General features: G+C 66.6%; 9 protein-coding genes. 7 read left to right on the forward strand and 2 right to left on the reverse strand.

Annotation, left to right across the window (positions count from 1 at the left end; genetic code table 11):
* The first annotated feature begins 116 nt into the window (after positions 1–116).
* Together G406_RS0114010 and G406_RS0114015 are read left to right on the forward strand one after the other, a co-directional pair.
* Complete coding sequence (locus G406_RS0114010) at positions 117–1,379, forward strand: MFS transporter (protein WP_028934338.1); 1,263 nt, start codon at positions 117–119, stop codon at positions 1,377–1,379.
* A gap of 196 nt (positions 1,380–1,575) precedes the next feature.
* On the forward strand, positions 1,576–2,940 hold the full coding sequence (locus G406_RS0114015; protein ID WP_028934339.1) for an APC family permease: 1,365 nt from the start codon (positions 1,576–1,578) through the stop codon (positions 2,938–2,940).
* 390 nt (positions 2,941–3,330) lie between these two features.
* On the opposite strand, the gene G406_RS0114020 is transcribed toward G406_RS0114015, so the two are convergent.
* Positions 3,331–4,110 (reverse strand): GntR family transcriptional regulator, encoded by a 780-nt coding sequence (locus tag G406_RS0114020; protein ID WP_028934340.1) that lies wholly within the window; start codon positions 4,108–4,110, stop codon positions 3,331–3,333.
* A gap of 172 nt (positions 4,111–4,282) precedes the next feature.
* Between G406_RS0114020 and G406_RS0114025 the strand changes: the two genes are divergently transcribed.
* The 3 genes from G406_RS0114025 (at position 4,283) to G406_RS0114035 (ending at position 8,095) form a co-directional block, all read left to right on the forward strand.
* Positions 4,283–5,206: a carbohydrate kinase family protein gene (locus G406_RS0114025; RefSeq protein ID WP_028934341.1), complete on the forward strand. Its 924-nt coding sequence runs from the start codon at positions 4,283–4,285 to the stop codon at positions 5,204–5,206.
* A 78-nt stretch (positions 5,207–5,284) separates the two neighbouring features.
* Entirely contained in the window at positions 5,285–6,598 is a 1,314-nt protein-coding gene (locus tag G406_RS0114030) for a citrate synthase (protein ID WP_028934342.1), read from the forward strand.
* A gap of 135 nt (positions 6,599–6,733) precedes the next feature.
* A complete protein-coding gene (locus G406_RS0114035; RefSeq protein ID WP_028934343.1) occupies positions 6,734–8,095 on the forward strand; it encodes a cryptochrome/photolyase family protein in 1,362 nt (453 codons plus the stop codon).
* Here the strand turns inward: G406_RS0114035 and G406_RS55615 are convergent.
* A complete protein-coding gene (locus G406_RS55615; RefSeq protein WP_037076561.1) occupies positions 8,065–8,634 on the reverse strand; it encodes a VanZ family protein in 570 nt (189 codons plus the stop codon). The two genes, G406_RS0114035 and G406_RS55615, sit on opposite strands and share 31 nt — an antisense overlap.
* Before the next feature lie 57 nt (positions 8,635–8,691).
* On the opposite strand from G406_RS55615, the gene G406_RS56785 reads away from it, so the two are divergent.
* Positions 8,692–8,970 (forward strand): hypothetical protein, encoded by a 279-nt coding sequence (locus G406_RS56785; RefSeq protein ID WP_051342078.1) that lies wholly within the window; start codon positions 8,692–8,694, stop codon positions 8,968–8,970.
* A 179-nt stretch (positions 8,971–9,149) separates the two neighbouring features.
* Positions 9,150–11,423, forward strand: a complete 2,274-nt coding sequence (locus tag G406_RS0114050; RefSeq protein ID WP_169736689.1) for an ABC transporter permease — start codon at positions 9,150–9,152, stop codon at positions 11,421–11,423.
* Positions 11,424–12,264 lie beyond the last annotated feature (841 nt).

Here is a 12,264-nt window from a genome sequence, read left to right on the forward strand (position 1 = left end):
CGGTGAAATAGGTAGTTCGGCGTGCTAAGTCTTGTCGCGTGACAGAGCCAGAGCCGGAACCCGAGCCCTCACCCCAGTCGAACCGCCCGCCGGTGTCGCGCGGCAGGCTCGCGGTGATGGCGTCGAGGGCCCGCGACGCGCTCGCCGACACCACCCCGCTGCGGACCCTGGAGTTCCGCAGGCTGTGGCTTGCGGGTGTGGTCACCACGATCGGCGCGCAGATGACCGTGGTCGCGGTCCCGCTGCAGATCTACAACCTCACCGGCACCTCGGCCTACGTCGGGCTCACCGGCCTGTTCGGGCTGGTACCGCTCATCGTGTTCGGCCTGTGGGGCGGCGCGATCGCGGACGCGATGGACCGCAGGACGTTGCTGCTGATCACCGGCGCGGGCATCTCGGTGACGTCGTTCGCGCTGTGGGCGCTCGCGGTCACCGGCGTCGGGTCGGTGTGGGTGCTGCTGATCCTGTTCGCCGTCCAGCAGGGCATGCTCGCGGTCAACCAGCCGACGCGCAGCGCCGTGCTTCCCCGGCTGCTGCCCGCGCCGCAGCTGCCGGCGGCGAACGCGCTGAACATGACGGTGTTCCAGTTCGGCGCGATCGTCGGCCCGGTCCTGGCGGGTGCGTTGATCCCGTTCATCGGGCTGTCCACGCTGTACCTGATCGACTCGATCGCGCTGCTGGCCAGCCTGTGGGCGACGTGGCTGCTGCCGAAGCTGCCGCCGACGCCGGGGGAGGACGGTCTGCGTCGGACGGCCGGCCTGCGCGACGTGATCGCGGGCTTCAAGTACGTCGCGACGCAGAAGATCCTGCTGGTGTCGTTCCTGGTCGACATCGTGGCGATGGCGTTCGGCATGCCGCGCGCGGTGTTCCCGGAGATGGCCGAGCGGACGTTCCACGACCCGCCCGGCGGCGGCATCGCACTGGGTTTGCTGTACGCGTCGATCGGCATCGGTGCGGTTGCGGGCGGGCTGTTCTCCGGGTGGCTGCACCGGGTTCGGCGCCAAGGCGTCGCGGTGACGATCGCGATCTGCGTCTGGGGCATCGGGGTGGCCGCGTTCGGGATGCTGCACGCGCTCTGGCTCGCCGTGCTGTGTCTGGCGGTCGGTGGCGCGGCGGACCTGGTGAGCGCGGTGTTCCGCTCGACGATGCTGCAGGTGGTGGCCACCGACGAGATGCGCGGCCGGATGCAGGGTGTGTTCATGGTGGTCGTCGCGGGTGGGCCTCGGCTCGCGGACATCTGGCACGGCTACGCGGCGGACGCCGTCGGCCCCGGGCCCGCCTCGGCCGCCGGGGGTGTGGCGGTGGTGGTCGGCACGATCATCGTGGTCGCGCTGCTGCCGGCGTTCTGGCGGTATCGGGCTCCTGTGAGTGGGTCCTGAGGGGGCTGGGTTCCTCCGTCCCCGGCTCCAAGGCATCTCGGCTTCGCCGTCGACTCGTGAGTGGCAAGGGCGCCTATAGGCGCCCGGATCACTCACGACGAAAAGCGTGTCGTGAGTGCTCCGAGCGCCTACGCTTCGCGCCGCTTCGCGGTAGACACCCTTGCCACTCACGAAAGGTTGCTGAGAACATCTCAGGATGGGTGATCAGGCGGTTGTGGAGCCGGAGAGCAAACCGGAGCTGAAACGGGCCATCGGCCCGAAGCTGCTGCTGTTCTTCGTGGTGGGGGACATCCTCGGTACCGGCATCTACGCGTTGACCGGTGACGTCGCCGCGCGGATCGGCGGTGCACTGTGGGTGCCGTTCCTCGCCGCGTTCGTGGTGGCGTTCCTGACCGCGTTCAGCTATCTGGAGCTGGTCGGCAAGTACCCCGGCGCGGGCGGCGCCGCGCTGTTCACGCACAAGGCGTTCGGCGTCCAGTTCCTGACGTTCATGGTGACGTTCACCGTGATGAGCTCGGGTGTGACCTCGGCGGCGTCGGCGGCCAAGGCGTTCGGCGACACCTACCTGAAGCAGTTCGCCACGCTGCCGCTGTGGCTGGTGGCGTTCGTCTTCGTGGTCGGTCTCGCGCTGATCAACTTCCGGGGCGTCGGCGAGTCGGTCAAGGCCAACGTGGTGCTCACCTTCATCGAGCTCGGCGGCCTGATGATCATCATCGTGGCCGGGCTGTGGGCGATCGGCAGCGGTCAGGGCGACGCGAGCCGGCTGGTCGAGGTCGACACCTCGGACACCGGTGTGCTGCTGTCGATCACGGCGGCGACGTCGCTGGCGTTCTTCGCGATGGTCGGTTTCGAGGACTCGGTCAACATGGCGGAGGAGACCAAGGACCCGGTCAAGATCTTCCCGAGGGCGATGCTGGTCGGCATGGGTATCGCCGCCGCCGTCTACGTGCTGGTCGCGATCGTGTCCTCGATGCTGGTGCCCGCGCGTGAGCTGGCCGCCGCGAAGAGCGGCGCGCTGCTGCACGTGCTGCAGGTCAGCGCACCCGGCTTCCCACTGCAGCTGTTCGGGGCGATCGGTCTGCTCGCGGTCATCAACTCGGCGCTGATCAACATGCTGATGGCCAGCCGGTTGCTGTACGGCATGGCGAACGAACGCATCCTGCCCAACTTCTTCGGCACGGTGCACCCGACGCGGCGCACGCCGTGGGTCTCGATCCTGTTCACCAGCGTCATCGCCTACATCCTGGTGATCAGCGTGGACCTGAGTGTGCTCGGCGGCACGACCGCGTTGCTGCTGCTCGCGGTGTTCACCCTGGTCAACGTCGCGGTGCTGGTGCTGCGCAAGGACAAGGTCGAGCACCGGCACTTCCGTGCACCGACCTGGGCGCCGATCCTGGGTATCGGACTGTGCGGATTCCTCGCGACGCCGCTGTCCGGTCGTCCGGCGAGTCAGTTCCTGATTGCCGGCATCCTGCTGGGAATCGGTGTACTGCTCTGGTTTGTCAACTACCTTGTTGTAGGGCGTATCAATTTCAATCCGGAGCACGTGGGCAAAGAATGACCCGGGCGAGTGGTCGCCCGGGTCATCATTCAGTGCGGAGCTGCCCTAGATCAGCACACTGTTTTGGTCTTGCGCCATTCCCCCGGGCCATCGCCTCTGGAATCGATTCGCGCACCGTTACGCCATTCCGACAACACACGCAGACAGCCGACCGAGTCGAGCTCCCGTGCGGTCACCGCGACGGAACCGTGTGGCCAGTCGCTCGATCGCGTGCGAGCATGGCTCTCGGCTGTGCTGCGCTCAGCGGACAGGATTTCGATCTCGCCGACCTGACCCCATGCCTGAGTGTGTACCCCGTAGATAACCATGTCTTGAACTCCCCCGAGTCTTAAGAGACAGTAAACCCAGGGTAGCAGGATCTTGGCAATACAACAGAATAGTTCAGCCCACTCAGCGAAAGTTCGCTTCGTACCGGAACTCGTACCGATCGGCAACACCGAGCGCTTCACGCACTTCGATCGCGGTACCGGTGGTGTCGTATCCGGTGCGGAGTAATCGGGATACCGGTAAACTGCGCGGGATTCCGAGTTTCGCTGCTTCTCTCTCGGTGGGCAACCGGGAGGTGATCTCGTCGACCGAACGCTCCATGGTGCGGCGGATCGGGCCGTCCGGGTCCTCGATGAGCGCGAGAATGCCGCCCGGGACCGGCTGGGCCTCGGCGATGGCCGTGCCCTCGGCGATCGCCAGTGGGAAGTAGCGGTCGCTGGTGCCCATCAGATCGCCGTTGACCACCAGCAGTTCTCCGCGCAGGACGACGTCGGCGTGCGGCTCGATGTCGAGCCGTTCCGCCACGTAGTCGGGCGCCTTCACCACGCTGACTGCGTCGAGCACCAACTCGGGATGGTGGCCCTGCTCCTCGAGCTGTTCGATTAGCCCGGGACGGCCCGAGCGACGCCGGTCGCCGCGCAGGTGCATGCCGCCCATGCTCAGGTGCACCGGAGGCAGGGACCGGACGAACGAGCCCTGGCCCTGCCGGGTGACGACCAGTCCCTCCGACTTCAGTACGGCCAGCGCTCTGCGGACCGTCGGGCGGCTCGTGTCGTACTTGCTGGCGAGGCTCCACTCCGAGTGGATCCGCGAGCCGGGCGCGAGGTTCCCGCTGAGGATCTCCGAGCGCAGATCATCGACGATGCGGTGGTAGGGGAACCCCGGGTCTGGTCGCGGTGGCACGCGGTGACCGTAGTACTCGCGAGTATGTTTTGCCGTCCTTGACTCGCCAATAGTGGTGGCCGCAACTATCAACGCTGGTATGCGCAACTATTCGCGCAATCGTCCGTACGGCTCTCGACTTGGTCACGCTCGGTTGTCAGACTCCGATCATGTCGAGTACCCGAGTGGGCCCGTGATCGTCGTCGGCGGCGAGGCGCTCGTCGATCTGGTGCCGGGCCCGGACAGCCATGACCCGAGCGGTCCGCTGCTGCCGCGCTGGGGTGGCGGTCCGTACAACGTGGCGATCGCGCTGGGCAGGCTCGGCGTGCCGGTGCGCTTCCTGTCCAGGGTGTCGACCGACCCGTTCGGCAGCGCGATGCTCGAGCGTGCCGAGCGCTCCGGCGTCGACATCTCGCTGGTGCAGCGCGGCGACGAGCCGTCGACGCTCGCGGTCGTCGGGCTCGAACCGTCCGGTTCGGCGCGGTACGGCTTCTACACCGAGGGCACGGCGGACCGGCTGATCGTCGACCCGGGCCCGCTGCCCTCGGACACGCGAGCGGTCGCGCTCGGGACGTTGTCGATGGTGCTGGAGCCCGGCGCCTCGGTGTACGCGAAGGTGCTGCGCCGGGAGGCCGACGCGGGCCGGGTGATCAGTCTCGATCCGAACATCCGTCCCGACCTGATCACCGACCCGGACGCCTACCGGGAGCGGTTCCGGTCCTGGCTGCCGTCGGTGAGCCTGCTGAAGGTGTCCGACGAGGACGCGGAATGGCTTCACATGGCTCACCCGAAAGAGTGGCTGGACGCCGGCGTCACAGCGATCATTATCACTCGCGGAAGCGAAGGGCTGAGCGTCGTGACGGCGGCCGGCAAGATCGACGTTCCGGGCGTCCCCACAGTGGTTGTCGACACAATCGGTGCTGGTGACACGGCTCACGCCGCGCTCCTGGCCAGGATTTATGCCCATGGTGCGCTGAGTAGGGACGGGCTCGCGGCACTGTCCGAGGAGGCGTGGCACGACGTCGCGGGGTTCGCCGCGAAGGCCGCCGCGCACACCGTTTCAAGGGCCGGGGCGGAGCCTCCGACGGCCGCCGAGCTCGACGCCGCGAAGCTGTGAGTGAAGCAGACCCGGGGATCCAGGCACTAGTTTGTCGCTGAAACCAAGCGTCATCCGAGTGTGAGAGGGAACCTCCACATGTCTTCTTCCGAGGGCGACACCGCCCGCGAGACCGCCGTACTGCAGTACCCGGGCGGCGAGCACGAAATGAGCGTGGCGAAGGCCACCGAGGGGTCCTCCGCCGTCGAACTGGGCAAGCTGCTGGCCAATACCGGCCTGGTGACCCTGGACAACGGCTTCGGCAATACCGCCGCCTGCTCGTCGGAGATCACCTACATCGACGGCGACGCCGGCATTCTCCGCTACCGCGGCTATCCGATCGAGCAACTCGCTGAGCACTCGACGTTCGCCGAGACCAGCTATCTGTTGATCTACGGCGAGCTGCCGACGGCCGCCGAGCTCGAATCCTTCAAGACCAAGATCAGCCGGCACACCCTGCTGCACGAGGACCTCAAGCGGTTCTTCGACGGCTTCCCGCGCGACGCGCACCCGATGCCGGTGCTGTCCAGTGCCGTCTCCGCGTTGTCGACCTTCTACCAGGACGCACTGGATCCGTTCGACGAGGACGCGGTCGAGCTGTCCACCATCCGGCTGCTGGCCAAGGTCCCGACGATCGCGGCGTACGCGTACAAGAAGTCGATCGGCCAGCCGTTCCTGTACCCGGACAACTCGCTCGGCGCCGTGGAGAACTTCCTGCGCATGACGTTCGGCTTCCCCGCCGAGCCGTACGAGGTGGACCCGGAGCTGGCCAGGGCGCTCGACGTCCTGTTCATCCTGCACGCCGATCACGAGCAGAACTGTTCGACCTCGACGGTGCGGATGGTCGGCTCGTCGCAGGCCAACCTGTTCGCCTCCATCTCGGCGGGCATCAACGCGCTGTTCGGGCCGCTGCACGGTGGCGCCAACCAGTCCGTCCTGGAGATGCTGACCCGCATCAAGGAGGTCGAGGAAGGCGACATCGACAAGTTCATCGCCCGGGTCAAGGACAAGGAGAAGGGCGCCCGCCTGATGGGCTTCGGGCACCGGGTCTACAAGAACTACGACCCGCGCGCGAAGATCGTCAAGCAGAGTGCAGACGAGGTGCTCAAGAAGCTGGGTGTGTCCGACCCGCTGCTGGACATCGCCAAGTCCCTGGAGGAGCGCGCGCTCGCCGACGACTACTTCATCGAGCGCAAGCTGTACCCGAACGTCGACTTCTACACCGGGTTGATCTACCGGGCGATGGGCTTCCCGACGAAGTTCTTCACCGTGCTGTTCGCCCTCGGCCGGATGCCGGGCTGGATCGCGCACTGGCGCGAGATGATGGCCGACCCGCAGACGAAGATCGGCCGTCCGCGCCAGCTCTACACCGGTGCCGCCGAGCGCGACTACCTGGCCATGGAGAAGCGCTGACACCCCCTGTGAGCGGCAGGTGGTTCTACCGCGAAGCGGCGCCGTAGGCGTAGCAACCCTGAGCACTCACGACACGCTTTTCGTCGTGAGTGCTCAGGGTTGCTATAGGACCACTTGCCACTCACAGGAGCTCTTATGGACACCGCTGTTGTCTGGTTCCGCCGCGATCTGCGGCTGAACGACCACGCCGCGCTGCTCGCGGCGGCGGACGCCGCCGGGTCCGCGCTCGCGCTGTTCGTGCTCGACGAGCACCTGCTCGGGCCGTCCGGCGCGCCCCGTACGGCGTTCCTGGCCGGCTGCCTGCGTGCGCTGGACGAGTCCCTGGACGGGCGGCTGCTGGTCCGCCGGGGCGATCCGGTGACCGTCGTGCCGGAGGTCGCGCGGGAGATCGGCGCCCGGACCGTGCACATCAGCGCGGACGCCGGTCCGTACGGCCGCGAACGTGACGCCCGGGTGGCGAAGCAGCTGCGTTCGCACGACGTCGAGCTGGTCACCACAGGTTCGCCGTACGCGGTCACCCCCGGACGGGTGCGCAAGGCCGACGGCGAGCCGTACCGGGTGTTCACACCGTTCAAGCGCGCGTGGCTGGAGCACGGCTGGCGCGCGCCGGCCGATACCTCCGCCGACACCCTGACGTGGCTCTCACCGCCCTCCGGGGGCCGCGCGGAGCTGCCCTCGGTCGACTGCGCGATGGAGCTGCCGGAGCCCGGCGAGCAGGCCGCTCAGGCCGCCTGGCGGCGGTTCACCGGCAACGCACTGGCCGACTACGACCATGCGAGGGACCGCCCCGGGATCGACGGCACCTCCCGGCTGTCCGCCTACCTGCACTTCGGCTGCCTGCATCCGCGAACCCTGCTGGCCGACCTCCCCGAGGGCGTCTCGGCGGAGACGTTCCGCTCGGAGCTGGCCTGGCGCGACTTCTACGCCGACGTCCTCTGGCACCGCCCCCGCACCGCGAGGTACAACGCGGACCGCCGGTTCGACCAGATGCCCTGGGACTCCGGCGACGAAGCCGACGCGCTGTTCGACGCCTGGTGCGCGGGCCGCACCGGCTACCCGATCGTCGACGCCGGAATGCGCCAGCTGCTCGCCGAGGGTTGGATGCACAACCGGGTGCGGATGATCGTGGCCAGCTTCCTGGTCAAGGACCTGCACCTGCCGTGGTGGCGCGGTGCGCGGCACTTCATGCGCAACCTCGTCGACGGCGACCTGGCGTCGAACCAGCACGGCTGGCAGTGGACGGCCGGCTCGGGCACGGATGCCGCGCCGTACTTCCGGATCTTCAACCCGACCAGCCAGGGCGAACGCTTCGACCCGGACGGCGAGTACGTGCGCCGCTACGTCCCCGAGCTGCGCGAGGTGTCCGGCCGAGCGGTCCATCAGCCGTGGAAGCTACGCACGAGCGTCGAGGGCTACCCGGAGCCGATCGTGGACCACGCGGCGGAACGCAAGGAGTCGCTGGCGCGCTACGAGTTCGTCAAGACCGGTTCGGCCTGACGTTCCCTGGCCCGCCACATCCGGTCGATCACCACACCCGCGACGATCCCGATGAGCCCACCGAGCGCGTTGGCCAGGAAGTCGGTCGTCGAACACTGTCGGCCGGGGACCACCGTCGCCTGGCTGATCTCGATCGCGGCCGGCAGCAGGACGACCAGCAGCGCCGGCCAGACAGCGCGCCTGCTGGCCACCACGAGCGCACAGCCGAGGGGGAACAGCATGCCGACGTTGAGCAGGCTCTCCATGCTCCCGCCGACCTTGGACGCGGAGTCGGCGACGTCGCCGAGGGTGCTCGGCAGGCACTGCTCGAGGGTCTTGTAGTTGCCGTACCAGCCGCGCGGCGACAGCGTCATCGCCGAGGCACCGGCGAGCGACAGCAGCGCGATCAGGGTCGGGAACGAACGCCACCCCAGCGATCTGGCGAGCGGCCGCCAGATCAACAGGGCCACCACCAGCCCCACCAGCAGGAAGATCGGAGTCCATTTACTGATCGGAACAACCCGCCGCAGATGATGCGCGGCCTCGAAAATGGTGACCATCGTGGCTCCATTTTCCCGGCCGGCCGCTGAGACCGCCTCAGTGGGGGCCGTCCCAAGATGAGACACCCGGCCGGCCGTGGCGGCGCGATCATCGCCAGCGTGGACACCTCGAACGAGAGCTACAACCCGTGGACCGTCGTGAACCTGGTGTTCCACCATCTCGCCGACGCGGGCCTGCACCCGACGTTCAGCGAAGCGGGCGACCCCGGCGCGCACGCGGCAGAACTGTTGCGCGCGCTCGGCATCGAACCGGCCGCCGAGGGCAACCGTCAGGACTTCGAGCGCAAGACCGACGAGCTGGCCCGCATCCGGGCCGCGATGTTCGGTGAGTCCTGACTCGCCGGTAGCCGGTCGACGACGCATACTCGTTGGTGAGCTGAGAAGATCTCTATATTATAGAGCGGCTCACCTGATGGGGTGATGGTTTCCGAAAGGGACTGTCTGGCGGGGCTTGCCGCGGCAGTTTGCGAGGGATGCGCATTGAGGGGGACACGTCGATGAGCAGCGCGACGGCGGTGTGCGCGCTGCACGACTGCGACAATCCGATCCCCGACGACGCGGCCGGTTCGGCCCGTCGGTACTGCTGCGCGGCACACCGCAAGATCGCTCGCAAACACCGCAGAGACCTGGAGGCGCTCGCCGAGGCGCTCCCGGCGCAGCAACCGGCCGGCGGTGTCCCACACGATCCGCCGACCGAGCCGATCCCGATCGGGTCGTCCGAGGCAGACGCGTCGGCGCGACGGGTCGTGCCCGCGCCCAAGCCCCGGTGGTTCCGCCGGGGCACCCAGCCGTTCGCCGCGCGAGGGGTCAAGCAGAGCCGCCTCCGCCCGTCGCCACCACCGTTGCCCACCCAGCCCGAGTGGTTGCGCCCCGCCGAGGAGGCCGAGGCCGAGCTGCCCGCCGCGCTCGCCCCGCCGCGGGCAGCCGCTCCGCCGCCCGCGCCGCCGAAGCCCCGCCCGTCCAGGGCCGAGCCGGCGGCGTCCCCGTGCTCGCCGTCGCCGTCACCTGTCACGAAGCCGGAACCGGTTGACCGGCAGGCGCCGGTGGCCGAGCCGATCGATGCCGAGCCCGAGCCGCCTGTCGGCGAGCCGGAGGCAATCGAATCGGCTGAGGCGCTCGGGGTACCCGAGGTCGTCGAGCAGGCGCCCGTCGAGGAAACTGCGGCACCCGACATCGCCGAGTCCCCGGGATCTCCCGAGCATGAGCCGGAGGTCGTTCCGGAGCAGATCGAGGTCGAGCAGCCTGAGTCGGCCGACGTGGCAAGAAATGCTGAACCGACGGCTCAGGTGGAGCAGCAGCGAGTCGATCCCCGGCAGGGACAGTGGACGGCGCCTTCCGTCGGGTTTCTCGAGGAGCTGACCGCGCAGCCCGCCCCGGCGCCCCGTCGCACGAAGAAGGCGGTCAAGGCCGCGAAGCGAGAGAAGCTGGAGCAGCGCGCCGAGGCGAAGAAGAAGCTGGAGAAGCCGGACACGCCGACGTACGTGGCGAAGCCTGTCGCTCAGAAGCTGCCGCAGGCAGTCGTTCAATTTGCCTGGTTGATGCAGATGCGGGAAGCGCTGCTTGCCGCGCTGCACAGTCTCTCCAGTAACCGGCTGCGGTCGGTATTGACCACGATCGGCATCATTGCCGGTGTCGCCTCGGTGATTGTCCTCGTCGCGATGGGAGACGGGATGACCAAGGGGTTCAACGACCAGTGGAGCCGGTTCGCCACTCAGATCACGATTAAACCAATTACCGGTCCCGTGGCGACCAGCAAGGCACCGCAGCATCTCACCGATGCGGACTTGAAGGCACTCCAGAACCGTCGCAAGGCGCCGGACGTCGTCATGCTGTCACCCGCTGTGGCCAGCAACTTGGTCATGGTGTCGTACGGTCAGCAGAAGGCTAGCGACCAGCTGTTCGGCATCGTCGGCAACTACCTCGAATTGGCGAACCGGCACATGATCGCTGGCACCTGGTTCACCGACAAACAGATGAATGCCACTGTTCGCCAAGCGGTCATCGGGCCGGAAGTAGTCAACCAACTGTGGGGCCCGAGTACCGATCCCAACTCGCTGATCGGCCTGCCGTTGCGAGTCGGGCACAGTACATTCCAGATCCAGGGCGTGGTCAACTCCGACGGCCAGAGTGACAACGTAATCATGGTTCCGCTCGAAGCGGCTCGGGCCTACGTTGTCGGCAACAACGGCGACAAGCTGGATGTCATCATCGCCAGAGCTAGCAGCACCGAGACGGTGAAGACCGCTGAGTCCCAGATTTACCAGATTCTCGATGAGCAGCACCATGTACGGGAGAGCACCGACCGGGACTACGCCGTCAATGATTTCACTAGTATCCTGCAACAGCAGATGTCGTCGATCAAGTTCATGTCGTTGTTCATCATCGCGGTCGCTGCTATTTCGTTGTTCGTCGGCGGTGTCGGCGTCGCCAACATCATGTTGGTGGCGGTGACCGAGCGGACCAGGGAGATCGGTATCCGCAAGGCAATCGGTGCGCCTCGTCGAGCGATTATGCGCCAGTTCCTGAGCGAAGCGGTGATGCTGACGTCCTTGGGCGGTGTGGTCGGTGTCGTGCTCGGCGTCGTGTTGTGCAAGGTCGGCGAGGTGGTCATACCGAAGCTCTGGCCTCCTGATCCGGCTTCGCTCACTCCTACCCCACTTCCGTTGCTGAGCTTGGAGCCGGTCCTGATCGCATTTGCGGTCAGTGTGGTGATCGGTCTGCTTGCCGGTGGCTACCCGGCATACCGGGCATCTCGTCTGCGCCCAATCGAGGCTCTGCGCTTTGAGTAGTACAGCTCGTCACATCTTTTCGACGACGATAAGAGATTTTAACAGGGCATGTGCTGGTGTATAACGTATGATCGTCTCGCTCAGTGATGAACATTTCATCGATCTCGTCGATCAAAGGAGGCAGTTATATGCTCCGTCGCACTGTGATTGGGCTGGTCGCCATTGCGTTTAGCCTGATTATTCTCAGTGGCACGGCTTCAGCGGCGACATCCAGCCATCTAGCTGGTGTGGTTCCTACGCCTCACGGTACATGTGACAAGCCGGAAGGTTCATCTTGTCCGGAGGGAACCCAGCGGCCTCACAACAACACTTACGATCACAAGAGCGGTCAGGTCAACCCCGACGATCCGGACTACGATAAGAGAAACAACGATAATTGACAAAAATGGACTGTAGCTGGATTGAATTCGACGAAGCTACAGTCCATTTTCGTAGAGTCGACAGTGTGTCAGCTGCCGTTTCCACTATCTCCACAGTTTCCGTTTCCGTCGGCTCCGCAGCCTTGCCGTCCACCCGGGCTTCCGCCCGGGCCAGAACCGTTGTTTCCAGTGCCGTCATCGCCGTACGAACCGCCGGGACCATCGGCGGGGCCGTCCTTTACTGGCCCGGCCACAACCATGCTCGTGCTGCCGGCAGTCAGGGTGGGGCTATGGGCAGCGATCGAGGCTGATCCGGAGCAGGTGAACGCAACGATCGCTCCCGCGGCGACAGTTGCTCTGGCGATGGGGAACATGCATTTCCTCCTGAAGCTGAACAACGGTTTGGTGTAGGCTGATCCTACATCGGGTCCGCGTGCTGCCAGGTGGTTTCAGGTGAATTGGCCAGCCTCGTCTGCACAATG

Source organism: Actinospineispora spinosispora DSM 44797 (genome assembly GCF_000429025.1).
Classification (GTDB): Bacteria; Actinomycetota; Actinomycetes; order Mycobacteriales; family Pseudonocardiaceae; genus Pseudonocardia; species Pseudonocardia spinosispora.

Bases quoted from the DNA above. Each gene is read 5' to 3' on its own strand.
- G406_RS56785 (WP_051342078.1), top strand. From the start codon at position 8,692: ATGAGACACCCGGCCGGCCGTGGCGGCGCGATCATCGCCAGCGTGGAC.
- G406_RS0114030 (WP_028934342.1), top strand. From the start codon at position 5,285: ATGTCTTCTTCCGAGGGCGACACCGCCCGCGAGACCGCCGTACTGCAG.
- G406_RS0114035 (WP_028934343.1), top strand. From the start codon at position 6,734: ATGGACACCGCTGTTGTCTGGTTCCGCCGCGATCTGCGGCTGAACGAC.
- G406_RS55615 (WP_037076561.1), bottom strand. From the start codon at position 8,634: ATGGTCACCATTTTCGAGGCCGCGCATCATCTGCGGCGGGTTGTTCCG.
- G406_RS0114010 (WP_028934338.1), top strand. From the start codon at position 117: ATGGCGTCGAGGGCCCGCGACGCGCTCGCCGACACCACCCCGCTGCGG.
- G406_RS0114015 (WP_028934339.1), top strand. From the start codon at position 1,576: ATGGGTGATCAGGCGGTTGTGGAGCCGGAGAGCAAACCGGAGCTGAAA.